General features: G+C 68.3%; 17 protein-coding genes. 16 read left to right on the top strand and 1 reads right to left on the bottom strand.

Going from position 1 to position 17,444, the window contains the following annotated elements; all coding sequences use genetic code 11:
* The first annotated feature begins 40 nt into the window (after nt 1-40).
* The 6 genes from IU448_RS07755 to trmD all read left to right on the top strand — a co-directional run bounded on the left by IU448_RS07755 (nt 41) and on the right by trmD (nt 4,377).
* Nucleotides 41-349 (top strand): hypothetical protein, encoded by a 309-nt coding sequence (locus tag IU448_RS07755; RefSeq protein WP_195054726.1) that lies wholly within the window; start codon nt 41-43, stop codon nt 347-349.
* 134 nt (nt 350-483) lie between these two features.
* Nucleotides 484-2,046 (top strand): signal recognition particle protein, encoded by a 1,563-nt coding sequence (gene ffh / locus IU448_RS07750; RefSeq protein ID WP_195054725.1) that lies wholly within the window; start codon nt 484-486, stop codon nt 2,044-2,046.
* Nucleotides 2,047-2,463: 417 nt separating this feature from the next.
* On the top strand, nt 2,464-2,913 hold the full coding sequence (gene rpsP / locus IU448_RS07745; protein WP_195054724.1) for a 30S ribosomal protein S16: 450 nt from the start codon (nt 2,464-2,466) through the stop codon (nt 2,911-2,913).
* Nucleotides 2,913-3,155, top strand: a complete 243-nt coding sequence (locus IU448_RS07740) for an RNA-binding protein (protein WP_030521790.1) — start codon at nt 2,913-2,915, stop codon at nt 3,153-3,155. Before rpsP ends, IU448_RS07740 begins: the two co-directional genes overlap by 1 nt.
* Entirely contained in the window at nt 3,156-3,680 is a 525-nt protein-coding gene (gene rimM / locus IU448_RS07735; protein WP_195054723.1) for a ribosome maturation factor RimM, read from the top strand. It abuts the gene before it with no gap.
* A gap of 10 nt (nt 3,681-3,690) precedes the next feature.
* Nucleotides 3,691-4,377: a tRNA (guanosine(37)-N1)-methyltransferase TrmD gene (gene trmD / locus IU448_RS07730; protein ID WP_195054722.1), complete on the top strand. Its 687-nt coding sequence runs from the start codon at nt 3,691-3,693 to the stop codon at nt 4,375-4,377.
* Between the two features lie 231 nt (nt 4,378-4,608).
* Here the strand turns inward: trmD and IU448_RS07725 are convergent, their stop codons facing one another.
* The gene (locus IU448_RS07725) at nt 4,609-5,463 is read right to left on the bottom strand and encodes a helix-turn-helix transcriptional regulator (protein WP_195054721.1); all 855 of its coding nucleotides are present in this window, start codon (nt 5,461-5,463) and stop codon (nt 4,609-4,611) included.
* A gap of 89 nt (nt 5,464-5,552) precedes the next feature.
* Between IU448_RS07725 and IU448_RS07720 the strand changes: the two genes are divergently transcribed.
* From IU448_RS07720 to dprA, 10 genes are all read left to right on the top strand, one after another.
* Complete coding sequence (locus tag IU448_RS07720) at nt 5,553-7,178, top strand: AMP-binding protein (RefSeq protein WP_195054720.1); 1,626 nt, start codon at nt 5,553-5,555, stop codon at nt 7,176-7,178.
* Between the two features lie 111 nt (nt 7,179-7,289).
* On the top strand, nt 7,290-9,770 hold the full coding sequence (locus IU448_RS07715; RefSeq protein ID WP_195055106.1) for a Tex family protein: 2,481 nt from the start codon (nt 7,290-7,292) through the stop codon (nt 9,768-9,770).
* 28 nt (nt 9,771-9,798) lie between these two features.
* Complete coding sequence (locus IU448_RS07710; protein WP_228812063.1) at nt 9,799-10,749, top strand: hypothetical protein; 951 nt, start codon at nt 9,799-9,801, stop codon at nt 10,747-10,749.
* A 125-nt stretch (nt 10,750-10,874) separates the two neighbouring features.
* A complete protein-coding gene (rplS, locus tag IU448_RS07705) occupies nt 10,875-11,216 on the top strand; it encodes a 50S ribosomal protein L19 (RefSeq protein WP_030521783.1) in 342 nt (113 codons plus the stop codon).
* A gap of 113 nt (nt 11,217-11,329) precedes the next feature.
* Entirely contained in the window at nt 11,330-12,118 is a 789-nt protein-coding gene (gene lepB, locus IU448_RS07700; protein ID WP_195054719.1) for a signal peptidase I, read from the top strand.
* Nucleotides 12,119-12,151: 33 nt separating this feature from the next.
* Nucleotides 12,152-12,877, top strand: a complete 726-nt coding sequence (locus IU448_RS07695; RefSeq protein ID WP_195054718.1) for a ribonuclease HII — start codon at nt 12,152-12,154, stop codon at nt 12,875-12,877.
* A gap of 151 nt (nt 12,878-13,028) precedes the next feature.
* Nucleotides 13,029-13,334 carry a DUF2469 domain-containing protein gene (locus IU448_RS07690; RefSeq protein WP_011210678.1) on the top strand — a complete coding sequence of 102 codons (306 nt, stop codon included), beginning with the start codon at nt 13,029-13,031 and terminating at the stop codon, nt 13,332-13,334.
* A 778-nt stretch (nt 13,335-14,112) separates the two neighbouring features.
* On the top strand, nt 14,113-14,469 hold the full coding sequence (locus IU448_RS07685) for a YraN family protein (RefSeq protein ID WP_195054717.1): 357 nt from the start codon (nt 14,113-14,115) through the stop codon (nt 14,467-14,469).
* The gene (locus tag IU448_RS07680) at nt 14,469-15,977 is read left to right on the top strand and encodes a YifB family Mg chelatase-like AAA ATPase (RefSeq protein WP_195054716.1); all 1,509 of its coding nucleotides are present in this window, start codon (nt 14,469-14,471) and stop codon (nt 15,975-15,977) included. Before IU448_RS07685 ends, IU448_RS07680 begins: the two co-directional genes overlap by 1 nt.
* A complete protein-coding gene (gene dprA, locus IU448_RS07675) occupies nt 15,974-17,149 on the top strand; it encodes a DNA-processing protein DprA (RefSeq protein WP_195054715.1) in 1,176 nt (391 codons plus the stop codon). Before IU448_RS07680 ends, dprA begins: the two co-directional genes overlap by 4 nt.
* Nucleotides 17,150-17,444: the final 295 nt, after the last annotated feature.

Raw genomic sequence — 17,444 nt, 5'->3', positions numbered from 1 at the left:
TTCGGGAGTCAGCTGTCGCGCTCATGAGGGGAGCAGGTCGGTGGCAATCCAAGTGGTGACCTCGTCGATCATGACCAGCGATATGACCCCTCATATCGCCCGATGTGTGGGCGACGCCTACTGGGTGGTGACCTGGCTGCCCGGGCGTACGCTCACCGAACCCCAGGCGATGGCCGCGATGACCGTGGCCGCCGCCGTCGCGACCACCGGCGTCCCGCCGGACGACGACTGGTCGCAGCTGGATTCCCTGGCCCGCGGCCTCGGCCTCACCGGCCGCGAAGCCGCGTACCTGGTCGCCGTCGAACAACACGACTACCAGCGCGGTTTCTCCACCCCGACCTCCGGTTGACCGGCTGCGCCGCGATGTTCTCGAGTACAGTGCGGCACCGACGGTGCGAGCACGTTACGCCGCCGCGCCCGCTACGCTGGGACCCCCATTACCCTGGGACTCAGTGACGTCACTCGAGATCAGGAGCGCGCCAGGTGTTCGAATCTTTATCCGACCGGTTGACCGGTGCCCTGAAGGACCTGCGCGGTAAGGGCCGCCTGTCGCCGGCCGATATCGACGCCACCTGCCGGGAGATCCGCCTCGCCCTGCTGGAGGCCGATGTCGCGCTGCCGGTGGTCCGCGGATTCATTGCCCGGATCAAGGAACGCGCGAAGGGCGCCGAGGTCTCCGCGGCGCTGAACCCGGCCCAGCAGGTCGTCAAGATCGTCAACGAGGAGCTCGTCGCCATCCTGGGCGGCGAGACCCGGCGCCTGACTCTGGCCAAGACGCCGCCGACGGTGATCATGCTCGCGGGTCTGCAGGGTGCCGGTAAGACCACGCTCGCCGGAAAGCTGGCCAAATGGCTCCGCGATCAGGGGCATCAGCCGCTGCTCGTAGCGTGCGACCTGCAGCGTCCCGGGGCCGTCACCCAGTTGCAGGTGGTGGGCGAACGTGCCGGCGTGCCGGTGTTCGCACCCCATCCCGGTACCTCCATCGGGGGCGGGGAGAACGCGCTCGGGATCACCGCGGCCGATCCGATCGCGGTCGCCGAGTCCGGTGTCGCCGAGGCGCGGGCCAAACAATACGACGTGGTGATCGTCGATACCGCCGGCCGGCTCGGTATCGATGCCGAGTTGATGGCGCAGGCCGCCGGCATCCGCGATGCGGTGAAACCGGACGAGACCCTGTTCGTCCTCGACGCCATGATCGGTCAGGACGCCGTCTCCACCGCCGAGGCGTTCCGCGACGGCGTCGGTTTCACCGGTGTGGTGCTCACCAAACTCGACGGTGATGCCCGCGGTGGCGCCGCGCTGAGCGTGCGCAACGTCACCGGCGAGCCGATCATGTTCGCCTCCACCGGTGAGAAGCTGGAGGATTTCGACGTCTTCCACCCCGATCGGATGGCCAGTCGCATTCTCGGGATGGGCGATGTGCTCACCCTCATCGAGCAGGCCGAGCAGGTCTACGACGCGCAGCAGGCCGAGGAGGCCGCGCGCAAGATCGGCAGCGGTGAACTCACCCTCGAGGATTTCCTCGATCAGATGCTGGCGATCCGCAAGCTCGGCCCCATCGGCAACCTGCTGGGGATGCTGCCGGGTGCGGGCCAGATGAAGGACGTCCTGGCCCAGGTCGACGATAAACAACTCGACCGGGTCCAGGCCATCATCCGCGGTATGACGCCTGCGGAACGGGATAATCCGAAGATCATCAACGCCTCCCGCCGGCTGCGGATCGCCAACGGGTCCGGGGTGCAGGTCTCCGATGTCAACCAGTTGGTCGACCGGTTCTTCGAGGCGCGCAAGATGATGACCGCGATGGGCCGGCAGATGGGGATGCCCGGCGGTAACCGGCGTACCAAGAACAAGAAGGGGAAGAAGGGCAAGAAGGGCGGTCGCGGCCCGACCCAGCCGAAGATGCGCGGCGGTTTCCCGGGGATGCCCGGTATGCCCGCGGGGGGCGGTATGCCGGACCTGTCGAATATGCCCCCGGGGCTCGATCAGCTGCCGCCCGGGTTGGAGAACTTCGATCTCTCCAAGTTCAAGTTCCCGGAAAAGTAGGCCGGCCGGAATCGGTCGACGCGACGGCGTCCGTTGCGAATTTGCGTCGGCGTAACCGGGTCTGCAGCGATCGGTTGAACCGTTGCGGCCCGTAGTGCGTACGTCGTGCCGGCGAGATGCCGCTCCGGATATCGCGCCGAGTCGTCCGCTGGGCTCGGGTAGCGAGTTCGCCTGAACTTTTCGGCCCCTACTTGCGTTCACCGGGTTCGTCCCCGGTGGCCGCACGGACGCGGCGCCGGCACGATTTCGGGCTCGGACCTGCGTCTGGCAGAATGGTCGATCGTCCTTCCGGACAGTGTCAGCCCGTCTCCGGTTACGTACCGCGCGGCGGTCACACACTTCATCCGCAAAACCGGGCTCGCGAACCGCGTGAGTCGCTGAATTGCGCCGTGACCACTATGAAAGGTAGATCAGCAGATGGCTGTTCGCATCAAGCTCACCCGTATGGGCAAGATCCGCAACCCGCAGTACCGCGTCGTCGTCGCGGACGCCCGCACCCGCCGTGACGGCCGGGCCATCGAGTCCATCGGCAAGTACCACCCCAAGGAAGAGCCCTCGCTGATCGAGATCGATTCCGAGCGCGCGCAGTACTGGCTGGGTGTCGGCGCGCAGCCGACCGAGCCCGTGCAGCGGCTGCTGGAGATCACCGGCGACTGGCAGAAGTTCAAGGGCCTGCCGGGCACCGAGGGCACCCTCAAGGTCGCCGAGCCCAAGCCGTCCAAGCTGGACCTGTTCAACGCCGCGCTGGCCGCCGCCGACAACGAGCCGGTCACCGAGGCCGTGACCCCGAAGAAGAAGGCCAAGAAGGACAAGGACGGCGAGGCCGAATCGGCTGAGGCCACCGAATCCGCCGAGGCTTCCGAGTAATGAGCGTCGTCGTCGCCGATGCCGTGGAACATCTCGTCCGCGGTATCGTCGCCAATCCCGATGACGTGCGCGTCGAGCTGATCACCGGCCGCCGCGGGCGCACCGTCGAGGTACACGTCCACCCCGACGACCTGGGCAAGGTCATCGGCCGGGGCGGCCGCACCGCTACCGCGTTGCGCACTCTCGTCGCCGGTATCGGTGGCCGCGGTATCCGGGTCGACGTGGTCGACACCGATCAGTAGATGGAACTCGTAGTCGGCCGGGTCGCCAGATCGCACGGGGTGCGCGGCGAACTGGTCGTCGAGGTACGCACCGACGAACCGGAGGCGCGTTTCGCGCCCGGCTCGGCCCTGCGGGGCCGGGCCGCCCGGTCGAAAGAGGTGCGGAATTTCACCGTGGAATCGGCCCGGGAACATTCGGGCCGGCTCCTCGTGCAGCTGACGGGGATCACCGATCGTGCGGCCGCGGACGCCTTGCGCGGTACTTTGTTCCTGGTGGACAGCGAGGATCTGGGATCGGCGGCGGATCCGGACGAGTTCTACGATCACGAACTCGAGGGTCTGCGCGTGGAGCTCACCGACGGTACCGCCGTCGGCTCGGTCACCGAGGTGCTGCATTCCGCGGCCGGTGAACTGCTGTCGGTCCGCGCCGCCGGTGGCAGCCGGGAGATCCTGATCCCGTTCGTCACTGCCATCGTGCCGACGGTGTCGATCGCCGACGGGCTGATCGTGATCGACCCGCCCGAGGGCCTGCTGGATCCGGAATGAGGCGGTCGGCGTGAAGCTCGACGTGATCACCATCTTCCCCGAATACCTGGAGCCGCTGCGTACCGCGCTACTGGGCAAGGCAATAGAAAAGGGCCTGCTCTCAGTTGATGTGCACGATCTGCGTCGCTGGACGCACGATGTGCACAAATCCGTCGACGATTCGCCGTACGGCGGCGGCCCCGGCATGGTGATGAAACCCACGATCTGGGGTGACGCGCTCGACGAGGTGTGCCCGGACGATGCCCTGCTCGTGGTTCCGACCCCGGCCGGGGTGCCCTTCACCCAGGAAACCGCCGCCCGCTGGTCCGGTGAACGGCATGTGGTTTTCGCCTGTGGCCGGTATGAGGGAATCGATCAGCGGGTATTCGACGATGCCGCCCGCCGGGTCCGGGTCGAAGAAGTCAGTATCGGCGATTACGTACTGATCGGCGGCGAGGCGGCGGTCCTCGTGATGACCGAGGCGGTGGTGCGGTTGATTCCCGGTGTTCTCGGTAATCAACAGTCACACGAACAGGATTCATTCTCCGACGGTCTGTTGGAAGGCCCCAGTTACACCCGTCCGGTGTCGTGGCGGGGACTCGAGGTCCCGCCGATCCTGCTGTCCGGTGACCACGCCAAGGTCGCGGCTTGGCGCCGGGAGCAGTCATTGATCCGTACGCGCGAACGCCGCCCGGATCTGCTGTCCGGTGCCGACTGACCGGGACCGGGTCGGCCCAGGCGTCACCGTGGCGAAACGGAAGCGGGCTCGGTCACAGCTCGACACGGCCGGTATTCGCTCCGATAGGGCGGCAGTGGCAGCACATTCGCGAGTGGTGCGGAAACAGTCGCCGAGGCGGGAGTCGCTGCACGCTGCCGGATCAGCGGCAGAGCCGAAGCCGGGGATCCGCGATCCGAGATGCGATCGGAGTCCGTGCAGGTTTGTCCGGAATCACGGGATGAGGCCGAAGCGGCGAGCGGCGAACACGGCCTCGTGCCGGGTCCGGGCGTCGAGTTTGTGCATCGCGCTGCGCAGATAGCTCTTGACCGTTTCCGGCCCCAACGAAAGTCGTTGCGCCACAACGCGATTCGGGCATCCCAGCCCGACGTGCACCAGCACATCGATCTCCCGGCGGGACAGCCGGGGCGCCCCCGGGACGGGTGCGCCCGACAGCGCCCTGGCCAATTTGTCGCCGACCGTTCGCAGCGCCTCGCCCAGTTGTGCATCGGCGGATCCGTCCGCAAGAGTGTGGAGCTGCGCGTGCGCGGCGCGGACCTCCTCGGCGAGCGCGCCGCCGGTAGCAGGTGACGGCGCCACCGCGTCGAGCAATCGCAACCGCCGATCCACCTCGTCGCGGATCGCGATCTCCGCCGCCAGCCGGCGACCGGCCTGCAACAGCGCTTCGGCCGTACGCCCGCCGAGCGGGCCCGGGCCGCGCGTCGCCGCATACAGCACGGCGCGTGACCGGTCGTCCACCACCACGGGGACCGCCAGAACCGAGCGAATCCCCTCGCCCAGCACCGGTCCGTCGTAATGGTGGGTGATCGACAGTGCGCTGCGGTAGTCGGTCACCGCCGCGGGCCGCCGCGAATCGAAGGCTCGCCCGCCGAGGCCGGAGGCGCGCCGCACTGTCAAGCCGCGCAAACCATTGGTGCGAACGCCGCAGAACTCGCTGAGCAGCAGAGTATCGGCCTGCACTTCGCCGCCGAAAAGCACCGGAACCCCGGTGATGCCCGCCAGCCGGCGGATCTCGGCGCGCAGCGCATCGCTGTCGCGGGGGCGGAGCAACGCGGGAGTAGAGGTCATGGAGGTTCACCCCTTTTCGGGGGTAGTGCCGACGAACTGTGACCTACATCCTATTGCAACACCGGATCGATGAACCGAGGAGATGCGAGATGGGTGCCGACCCGAATACGCGGGTGCGTGAACTGCTGGACACCTACGACCGTGCCGATGCGTGCGCAGCCGAGCTGCTCTGCGACCGGCACCCGGCCGATGCCGTCGCGTTCACAGTTGTCGAGAGCGATCTCTCGTCGGTCGATCTGACCTACGGTGAACTGCGTGCACGCTCCGAACGGCACGCGGCCGCGCTGGCCGGTCTCGGGGTCGGGCCGGGGGATCGGGTCGCGACGCTGATGGCGAAATCCGCGGATCTGGTGGCGGTGCTGCTGGCCATCTGGCGCCGCGGGGCGGTCCATGTTCCGCTGTTCACCGCCTTCGCGCCACCGGCGATCGCTTTCCGGTTGCGCGCCGCCGAAGCCGCCGTCGTGATCACCGATCCGGATCAGGCGGGCAAACTGGCACCGGGCGCGGATATTCCCGCGGATCCGCCGTGGCGCACTGTCGTCGCGGGCCCGGCCGATATCCCGGGCGCCGTGCGGTTGGACGACCTCCCGGCCGCGGACACCGGCGCCGCCGCGGCGACGGTGGGCGGGGACGGCCTGCTGGTCCAGTTGTTCACCAGCGGAACCACCGGGACACCGAAGGGCGTACCGATTCCGGTTCGCGCACTGGCCTCCTTCCACGCCTACCAGGAATTCGCGCTCGACGTGCGGCCCGACGATGTTTTCTGGAACGCCGCCGATCCGGGCTGGGCCTACGGTCTCTACTACGCCATCCTCGGCCCCCTGGTGTCGGGCACCCGGAGTCTGTTGTTGCACGCCGGTTTCTCCCCGGACCTCACCTGGCAGGTGCTGCACCGGTTCGGTGTCACCAACTTCGCGGCCGCGCCGACGGTCTACCGGGCATTGCGGGCCGGGTCCGACGGACAGTCGGCCCGATTGCGTCGCGCGTCGTCCGCTGGCGAACCGCTGACGCCGGAGGTGGTCGCCTGGTCGGCCGAGGCGCTCGGCGTCGCGGTTCGCGATCACTACGGCCAGACCGAACACGGCATGGTGATCTGCAACGCCTGGCACGACGAACTGAACGCGAGCGCGCCCGCCGGGTCGATGGGTCGGTCCCTGCCCGGCTGGGCCTGCGCCGTGCTCGCCGACGACGCCGATATCGAGGCCCCACCCGGACAACTCGGCCGGATCGCCATCGATACCCAGCACAGTGCCCTGCTGTGGTTCGTCGGGTACCTGGGCGACCCCGAACGGTCCGCGCAGCGTTACACACCCGACGGCCGCTGGTACCTCACCGGGGACGCCGGTTCCCGCGACAGCGAGGGCTTCTTCCACTTCTCCGCCCGCGACGACGATGTGATCATCATGGCCGGCTACCGGATCGGCCCGTTCGAAGTGGAAAGTGTGCTGGTCCTGCACTCCGATGTCGCCGAGGCCGCGGTCGTCGGCCTGCCGGACGAACTCCGTGGCGAGGTGCTGGAAGCGTTCGTGGTGCTGCGCGACGGGGTCACGGGCACCGATGCATTGACCGAAGAGCTGCAGGGCCTGGTCAAGAAGAAATTCGCCGCGCACGCCTATCCGCGGCGGGTGCATTTCGTCACGGATCTGCCCAAAACGCCCAGCGGTAAGATTCAGCGCTTCCTGCTCCGGGATCAGGGGCGCACCGCGGCCGGTTAGCGGTATCGGCGCCGGGGCCGGTGGTGCAGGGCGGGCCGGGTTCGCCTGTCATCCGGCGCAGGTAGTGTGCGGGTCGTGACGACAGCGCCAGAGACCTCGGGTCCCGACACGATCCAGACCGACTCGACCGCAACCGCCGGTGCCGGCCCGGCCGTTTCCGGCACCGTGACCCGGCGCATCGCCGACGAACTGGCGGTGCGCGAGAACCAGGTCGCCGCCGCCGTCGAACTACTCGACGGCGGGTCCACGGTGCCGTTCATCGCGCGCTATCGCAAAGAGATCACCGGCGGCCTGGACGACGCCCAGCTGCGCACTCTCGAAGAACGCCTGCACTATCTGCGTGAACTGGACGAACGCCGGGCCACCGTTATCGAATCCATCCGCAGCCAGGGCAAACTCGACGAAGCCCTGCACCGTCAGCTGCTGCTGGCCGAGACCAAGGCCCGCCTCGAGGATATCTACCTGCCCTATAAACCCAAGCGTCGCACCAAAGCCCAGATCGCGCGCGAAGCCGGCCACGAACCCGTGGCGGATGCCCTGCTCGGCGATCCGGCCACCGATCCGGCCGGCTACACCGCCGAGCAGCTCGACGGCGCGCGGGCCATCCTGGTCGAACGGTTCGCCGAGGACGCCGATCTCGTCGGCGAACTCCGGGAGATGATGTGGACCCGCGGCCGGGTCACCGCGACCGTGCGCGCCGGGAAGGAAGAGGCCGGGGCCAAATTCGCCGACTACTTCGACTTCGCCGAGGAATTCACCGCCCTGCCCTCGCATCGGATCCTGGCGCTGCTGCGTGGCGAAAAGGAAGAGGTGCTCTCGGTACAGCTCGATCCCGAACCCGCGGATTCCGAACTCGCGCCCGGCGAACGCAGCCTGTATGAGGCGCGGATCGCGCAGCGGTTCTCGATCGCCGACGAGGGCCGTCCCGCGGATTCCTGGCTGCTGGATACGGTGCGCTGGGCCTGGCGGACCAAACTGCAGGTCAGCCTCGGTATCGATACCCGGATGCGGTTGCGGCAGGCCGCCGAACGCGATGCGGTGGAGGTGTTCGCCGCCAATCTGCGGGATCTGCTGCTGGCCGCACCGGCCGGTACCCGCGCCACTATGGGATTGGACCCCGGTTACCGCACCGGGGTGAAGGTCGCGGTGGTCGACGGCACCGGCAAGGTCGTGGCGACCGAGGTCGTCTATCCGCACAAACCGCAGAACCAGACCGAGAAATCGCTGGCCGTCCTCGCCGCGCTGGTGGAGCGGTTCGGGGTCGAGTTGATCGCCATCGGTAACGGCACCGCCTCCCGGGAAACCGATGCGCTCGCCGCGCAGTTGATCGAGCGGATCCCGGAGAAGAAGCCGACCAAGATCGTGGTGTCCGAGGCCGGCGCCTCCGTGTACTCGGCCTCCGCGTATGCCTCGCAGGAGCTTCCCGAACTCGATGTCTCGTTGCGCGGCGCGGTATCCATCGCCCGCCGATTGCAGGATCCGCTGGCCGAACTCGTCAAGATCGAACCGAAATCCATCGGAGTGGGGCAGTACCAGCACGATATCTCCGAAACCCTGCTGGCCCGGTCCCTGGGCGCGGTGGTCGAAGATGCCGTGAACGCGGTCGGCGTCGATGTGAACACGGCGTCGGTTCCGCTGCTGTCCCGCGTTTCCGGAATTACCGGGTCGGTCGCGGAGAGTATCGTCGCGCACCGCGATCGCAACGGCCGTTTCCCGAGCCGTGCCGCGTTGCTCGATGTTCCCCGATTGGGCCCCAAAGCTTTCGAGCAGTGCGCCGGCTTCCTGCGGATCCGCGGTGGCGACAACCCGCTCGACACCTCCGCGGTGCATCCCGAGGCCTATCCGGTGGTGCACCGGATCCTCGAATGCACCGGCAGCGGAATCGCCGAGATCATCGGCAACGAGGCCGTCCTGCGCAGCCTGCGCCCCACCGAATTCACCGACGAGACCTTCGGTGTCCCGACAGTCACCGATATCATCGGCGAACTGGAGAAACCGGGTCGTGACCCGCGGCCCGAATTCAAAACCGCCGAATTCGCCGCCGGAATCGAGAAGGTCGCCGATCTGCAACCCGGAATGGTGCTCGAGGGCGTGGTCACCAATGTCGCCGCGTTCGGCGCCTTCGTCGATGTAGGCGTGCATCAGGACGGGCTGGTACACGTTTCGGCGATGTCGAAGAATTTCGTCCGCGACCCGCGCGAGGTCGTCAAATCCGGTGACGTGGTCAAGGTGAAGGTGCTCGAGGTCGATATTCCGCGTCAGCGGATCGGGCTGTCGTTGCGGCTCGACGACGAGCCCGGCGTCGGCAAACCCGAACGCGGCCAGGGGCCCGGTGGCGACCGCGGCCGCGGTTCCGGTGGCCGCGACGGCGCCGGTCACGCCGGCGGAGCGGACCGCGGTGGCCAGGGCCGCGGCGCGAAAAACCGCGGGGGGCAAGGTAATGCGGGCGGTCGCGCCGGTCAGGGCGGTGGCCAGGGCCGCGGCGGCGATGCGGCCCGCAATCGGGGCCAGGGCCGTGGTAATCGGCGGGATAATGCACCTGTGAACGGCGCCATGGCCGACGCGTTGCGGCGGGCGGGTTTCGGAAAGTAACGCCTTTCGTCAGTGAAGGGGGGCCGGTATGCGGCAGTGGTGGTCCGAGGACGTCATTGCCGCGGGCCGGCTCCCGCTCCTGTGTTTCCTGGTCGGTTTCATCATCGGATTCCTGGTGATCCGGGTCAGTGTCCGGCTGATCCGGGCCCGGGTGCGCTGGTGGCCCGGCAATCTGAAATCCGGCGGGGTGCACATCCACCACATGGTGTTCGGGGTCGTGCTGGTCCTGATCTCGGGTATCGGGATGATCGCCACCGCCGACACGGGCGGCGGTCCGGCCGTCGCGGCCGGGCTGGCCGCGTCGTTCGGGGTCGGCGCGGCACTGGTCCTCGACGAGTTCGCGCTGCTCTACTACCTGCGCGACGTCTACTGGGAGGAACAGGGCCGCACCTCGGTGGACGCGGTATTCGTCGCGCTCGCCGTGACCGGTCTGCTCCTGCTCGGCTTCCATCCGCTGTGGCTGCTCGAGATCAACGGGCTGCGCGACTACCCGGGGGCCTGGGTGCGAGTACTGGTCATCGCGTTCGCGCTGGGGAACCTGGCTCTGGCCGCCGTGGTGATCGCCAAGGGGAAGATCTGGACCGGCTTGTTCGGCATGTTCTTCCTGCCGCTGCTGGTGGTGGGGGCACTGCGGTTGAGCCGGCCCGGGGCCCCGTGGGCGCGCTGGCGCTACGGCACCAACCGGCGGCGGCTGATGTACCGGGCGATCGTGCGTGAACGGCGGTACCGCCGCCCGGTGATCCGGGCCAAGATCTTCGTTCAGGATCTGATCGCCGGTAAACCGGATGTCGAGCACGTCCGCTCGGCGGCAGAGGAAGAACTGACCCGGCGGGTGGTGCCCGCACCACCCGCGCCGCACCGGCAGCACCCACTGCTGCACGACCTGAACCGGTGGGCGCACGGCGGCGCGGCGGAAACCACCGACGACCCCGGCGACCCACCCACCGCACCGGGGCCCGTTTCCGGAAGCGATCCCTGATCTGGCACAATGCACAGGTTGCCCTGGTCGCTTTCGGCCCGGCGCATCCCACATTCGGAGCATGAACCGGTCGAGCGTCCGCGCCGCCAGGTTCCTCTGTTCGCGCGACCATCAGAAGGATGATCATGAACACCCTTGATTTCGTCGACGAGAGCTCGCTGCGCAGCGATGTCCCCGACTTCCGGCCGGGCGACACCCTCAATGTGCACGTGAAGGTCATCGAGGGCTCCAAGGAACGTATCCAGGTCTTCAAGGGCGTCGTCATCCGGCGCCAGGGCGGCGGTATCCGCGAGACCTTCACCGTGCGCAAGGTGTCGTTCGGTGTCGGCGTGGAGCGCACCTTCCCCGTGCACAGCCCCACCATCGATCACATCGATGTGGTGACCCGCGGCGATGTCCGCCGGGCCAAGCTGTACTACCTGCGGGAGCTGCGCGGTAAGGCCGCCAAGATCAAAGAAAAGCGCTGACCTGCGCTTGATCGCCGACACTTGCGCGCCGTGGTGCGCGCCGGTGACCTCGGCGAACGGCATAAGTAGCCCGGTACCGCGTAACCGCTGCGGTGCCGGGCTACGCTGTTCGCGTGGCAGACGAGAGTTGGTCGAGATCGGGGTCGGATCCCGCGGACGGGCAGCCCCGCAGGCGCCGGGCGCGGCGGGCCGTCAAAGCGAAGAAGCAGCGGCCGTTCTGGCAGGAACTTCCTATCCTGCTGGTGATCGCGGCGGTTATCGCCGCTCTCATGGTGACCTTCGTCGGCCGTCCCTATGTCATCCCTTCGCAATCCATGGAGCCTACGCTGCACGGCTGCGCCGGATGCACCGGCGACCGGATCTACGTGCAGAAGCTGAGCTACTACTGGAGCGAGCCGAAGCCGGGTGACGTCGTGGTCTTCGTCGGGCCGCCCTCCTGGAACGGGCACTACCGTTCGATCCGCTCGGACAATACGGTCATCCGCGGTGTGCAGAATTTCTTCTCGTTCTTCGGCCTCGTACCGCCGGACGAGAACGACCTCGTCAAACGCGTTATCGCGGTCGGCGGACAGACCGTGGAATGCTGCGACGACCAGGGCCGCGTAATGGTCGACGGGCAGCCGCTCGACGAGCCCTACGTCGAGGACGACTACCCGTGGATGCCCGGCCAGGCGAATGCGTCCTACCCGGTCGGCCGCGTTTTCGGGCCGGTGACCGTCCCCGAGGGCAACCTGTGGGTGATGGGCGACAACCGCAACGAATCCGCGGATTCCCGGGCGCATATCGGCGACGAACTCCAGGGCACCGTGCCCATCGACAACGTACGCGGCAAAGCGGTCTTCAAGATCTGGCCGCCGGGACGGATCGGGCCCATCGATGGAACGAATCCGCAGGAGAATTGAGCGGGGCGGATCGGGTTGGCGGCGAATACGCGTATGAAAGCGGTACGAGAACAGAATTGGCCACCGCGGGTGGTGATGCGCCGGGCCGGTGGGTTGCGGACCCTGGAGTCGGCGCTGCACCGCTGCGGGCTGGGACCGGTCGCCGGAGTCGACGAGGCGGGGCGCGGCCCCAGCGCGGGGCCCCTCGTCGTGGCTGCCTGCGTCCTCGGGCCCCGCGCGCAGGATGCGCTGGCCGGGCTCGACGATTCGAAGAAACTCAGCGAGACGACCCGTGAGGCCCTCTATCCGGTGATCACCCGGCTCGCCGCGGCCTGGTCGGTCGTCGTGATCCCGGCGGCCGAAATCGACGCCATCGGGATCCATGTGGCGAATATCCAGGGAATGCGCCGGGCGGTCGCCGGTCTCGGCCGTACTCCCGGCTATGTGCTCACCGATGGGTTCCGGGTACCCGGGCTACCGGTGCCGTCACTACCGGTGATCGGCGGAGACGGCACCGCGGCATGTATTGCCGCGGCCAGTGTGCTCGCCAAGGTGACCCGCGACCGGATGATGGTCGAGCTCGATCAGCGCCTGCCCGGATACGGCTTCGCCGAGCACAAGGGCTACAACACCACCCGGCATATCGAAGCACTGCGGCGGCTCGGGCCGTGCCCGGAACACCGCAGGTCATGGCGCAATGTGCGGGACAGCGAGGTCGCGCTGACCCCCGCCGGCGAAATATTGGCGGAGGTCACCGCCGGGGCCGGAGGAGCCGCCTGACCGAACTCCCCGGAACGCCCGGCCACCTGTTGTCGCGGTCGGATACGCCCGGCATCGACAGGCGGCCGACCGGCCCACGGTGACATGCCCGGGCGGCATGAGCGATGATGACAACACACGCATGGCGGCGAGAAGGAGGACGTTCCACCCGATGAGTGCCGAGGACCTCGAGAAATACGAAACCGAGATGGAGCTCTCGCTGTACCGGGAGTACAAGGACATCGTCGGTCAGTTCTCGTACGTGGTGGAAACCGAGCGCCGCTTCTATCTGGCCAACTCCGTGGAACTGCGCCCGCAGAACGCCGACGGCGAGGTGTACTTCGAAGTCCGGATGAGTGACGCCTGGGTCTGGGATATGTACCGGCCGGCGCGGTTCGTCAAACATGTCCGGGTGATCACTTTCAAAGACGTCAATATCGAAGAGCTGGAGAAGCCGGACCTGCGACTCCCGGAGTGATCCGGCCGCGGCCGGAATCGTCGATTCCGGTCCTGGGCCGGCCGGCACTCCGGTGCCAGTGCCGCGGCGACGCCCGGGCCGCTCGGGACGACCCCGGAAGCGGCCCATCGGCGCGGTCTCGGCGCTCCTGTGATCGGTCGGCCCGGCTCTCTGTCTGCTGCGCACTACCGGCGGGCTTGCTGGGCCTGCTGCGCGGCCTGGTTCTGTGCGCGATCCGGGCGGAGGCCGTGGAATCCGGACACGGTCGCTGTCGCGGACCTGCAGCAGGTGCCCGGCCGGAGCGCCGATCCGCCTGTCGCGGCGCGGACGATGAGCCGGTCGGGGGTGATCCGGCACGGACCGTGGGCGCTGGTGAGGCAGTGGGGCGCGGACGTACCTGGCGGTGTACAGCCGGGCGCTACCCGCCTCGGCCGGGTGACAGCATCTCCGTCCGGTACGGGCGCCCGTTGCCGGAGCAAGCAACGATAACGATCCGGTTCGACGAGGACTGCAGGCAGAAGCCCACGAGCGAGCACTGGACCGCGGTGAGCAGCACCCGCCCGCCGCGCATGACCCGCCGTGGCCGGTATGACGATCGACCGAACGCGCACGATGTGAGGTGCCGCCGATCGGACTGCGCGTTGCCGTCGCACCCGTTCGAGGTCGCTCCGATACGCGGGCAGGGGACCTCCAGCATGCGCCGGCCGGTAGTTGTCCACAGAATGCGGTTGTCCACAGGTTCAGTATTTTCCCAGGTCACCGGTCTGCACTGTGACGGATACCCGCTGATGCTGGGTGGGTGGCACACAACACGGCGCTCGGCGCACAAGGGGAGGAACTGGCGGCGCAGTACCTGCAGGCCGCCGGAATGGAAATCATCTGCCGTAACTGGCGCTGCCGGTACGGCGAACTGGATCTGATCGTCCGCGATGCGGGCGTCACCGCATTCGTCGAAGTGAAGACGCGGTCCGGTCTCGGATACGGGAAACCGGCCGAAGCCGTCACCTACGAGAAACAGCGGCGGATCCGCAGGCTGGCACTGCTGTGGCTCACCGAACAGGACGGGCCGTGGCAGCGCATCCGGTTCGATGTGATCTCGGTCCTGCTGTCGCGGACGGCCGAACCCGTGATCGAGCATCTCGAGGCGGTGTTCTGATGCCGCTCGGCCGGGCCTGCTCGATCGCCGTCCGCGGGATCGACGGACAGATCGTGGAAATCGAGGCCGATATCGGGCAGGGCCTACCGTCGGTCCACCTGGTGGGTCTGCCGGATACATCGCTGCAGGAATCGCGGGACCGGGTACGTGCCGCCGTAGCCAACACGGGCGAGAAATGGCCCGATGGGCGCGTGATCCTGGCGCTCTCCCCGGCGACACTTCCGAAAGTCGGTTCTGTCTACGATCTGGCGCTGGCCGTCGCCGTGCTGGACGCGGCCGATATCGTGCCCTCCGCCGAACTCGCCGGCACGGTCTTGCTCGGTGAACTGGCGCTCGACGGCCGGTTGCGGCGGGTCCGCGGGATTCTGCCCGCAGTGCTCGCTGCCCGGCGATCGGGGCGCAAAACCGTGATCGTGCCGGAGGAAGCGTTGTGTGAGGCGGGTCTGGTCGCGGGGATCCGGGTTCTCGGGGCACCCACCTTGCGCGCCGTCCTGGATTGGTTGCGCGGAGAACGGGAGCTTCCGCAATCACCGGGTCCGGCACCGCATCAGGCCGCACCGGTGGGCGATCTGCGCGATGTCACAGGGCAACACGAGGCCCGGTGGGCGCTGGAAGTCGCCGCGGCCGGTGGTCACCACCTGCTGTTGACCGGTTCGCCCGGCATCGGGAAAACCATGCTCGCGCAACGGCTACCAGGGGTGCTGCCGCCGTTATCGGAGAACGAGGCGCTGGAGGTCACCGCCATCCATTCGGTGGCGGGCACCCTCTCCGACGAGCAGCCACTGATCACCACGCCACCGTTCGTCGCACCCCATCATTCGACCTCGGTGAGCGCCATGGTCGGAGGCGGGTCCGGTACGGCCCGGCCCGGCGCCGTCAGTCGCGCGCATCGGGGAGTGTTGTTCCTCGACGAATGCGCCGAAATCGGTGCGAAGGTGCTGGAGGCGATGCGCACCCCGCTGGAGGAGGGGGAGGTCCGGATCGCCCGTCGCGACGGGGTCGCGCGGTTTCCGGCCCGGTTTCAGCTCATCCTCGCCGCGAATCCATGCCCCTGCGCCCCCGCCCGTGATGTGGACTGTATCTGCGCCCCGCTGGCCCGGCGCCGGTACCTCGGCAAGCTGTCCGGTCCGTTGATGGACCGGATCGATATCTGGATGCAGATGCATCCCATGTCGACCGCCGGGCTGGTGGCCGCGGAATCCGAGGACAGTGCGACGGTCCGCAACCGGGTCACGGCCGCTCGCTCGGCCGCGGCCGCCCGTTGGCGTGAGTTCGGCTGGCGGACCAACGGTGAAGTACCGGGCCACGCCCTGCGGCGGCAGTTTCCGCTACCCGCCGAATCCACGGCACCGGTGGAAGCGGCCCTGCGGCTGGGGCGGATTTCGGCGCGCGGCGCCGACCGCGCGCTCCGGGTCGCCTGGACAGTGTGTGATCTGCGCGGCGGTGATCTGCCCAGCGCACACGATGTCATGCAGGCGCTCAACTTCCGGCAGCGAGGAACGCAGTGACGGCCGGGGAGACCGGAACGCCGGCGGCGCAGGGGGCCCCCGGCGATTCCGGCAGCCGGCAGCTTGCGTGGGCCTACCTGTCCCGGGTGGTGCTGGGTCCGTGCCCGGCGCTGACCGCATTGATCGAATCGGTCGGCGTGGTGGAGGCGGCCCGCGCCGTCCGGGAACGGGAACTACCGCAGGTACTGCACACCGCGACAGCGGCGCGCCGCGCGCAGGATCGGGCCGGCCGGGATCTGGAAACCATCGGTGCGCTGGGCGGCCGGCTGGTCACCCCCGACGATCCGGAATGGCCGGCCTGGCGCATGCTGGGCCTATCGCAACTACCGCCCGGACGTGATCCCGACGGGGCGGTACCACTCGTGTTCTGGGTACGCGGGACCCGAGATCTGGCCGAGCTGACCGAACGGTCGCTGGCCGTGGTCGGCGCCCGATGCAGTACCGGATACGGTGACCGGGCCGCCGGAGCCCTGGCCGGGGAGATTGCGGCCCGCGGCTGGACCATCGTCTCCGGTGCCGCCTTCGGTATCGACGGTATGGCCCACCGTGCAGCACTCGCTGTCGGTGGCGCCACCATCGCTGTCCTCGCCTGCGGTGTGGACCGGCCCTATCCCGCCCAGCACGATCGGCTGCTCGACCGGATCGCCGAAACAGGACTCGTGGTGAGCGAGTATCCGCCGGGCACCACCGCACGCAAACATCACTTCCTGGCTCGGAACCGGCTCATCGCGGCCCTGTCCGATGGTGTGCTCGTGGTCGAAGCCGGGTTACGCAGCGGGGCGCGCAATACGGTGAAGTGGGCTCGCCGTATCGGCCGTCCCGCAATGGCGGTCCCCGGGTCGGTGGATTCCGCGGCGTCGGCCGGCTGCCATCGGATGATCCGCGAGGGAGAAGCAGCGCTGGCCGGCAGTGCGGAAGAGGTGCTGGCCGATACAGCACCACTGCACCTGCCGAGGACCGGCGAACCGAAACCGCCGGCTGCGCATCAGCTCACCGCCGCCCAGTCGTCGGTGTACGCCGCGCTGCCCGCCACCGGCGGCCGCCGGCCTCACGAATTGTGCACCGCTACCGGGCTGTCCATCGCCGAAATCCGCGCCGCGCTGGTGGCCCTGGATATGGCCGGGCTGGCCGGTGACGCGGCGCCGGGCTGGTTCCGGTTACCGGAAACGTAGGAAGCAAGCCCGGTGCTTTGGGCCGGGGTAGTGCATCAACACCGTGCCGTCCTGGTCACGCCGGTTCCCGGTCGGTATCCGCTGTCGGGTGGTGCTGGTGCAGCTTCGGTACGACTTCGGCGTCTATCCGCCGCCCGGCCGGCCTAGGCGTACCCGAATCTCGGCAAGCCCTGGTACCGGTCCCGCAAAGACAACCGGCAGGCGAACCGGCTCACCCGCAACGGATTCGGCCTGTGTCCGAACCGCCGTTTGTATGTGGCGAAGGTCGGGGGGCACAGTGCGCCGGGGGAGGAAT

Source organism: Nocardia flavorosea, from assembly GCF_015477805.1.
Classification (GTDB): domain Bacteria; phylum Actinomycetota; class Actinomycetes; order Mycobacteriales; family Mycobacteriaceae; genus Nocardia; species Nocardia flavorosea_A.
Note: the sequence above shows the minus strand (reverse complement) of the source record. Positions and strands in the feature narration are given on the sequence as shown.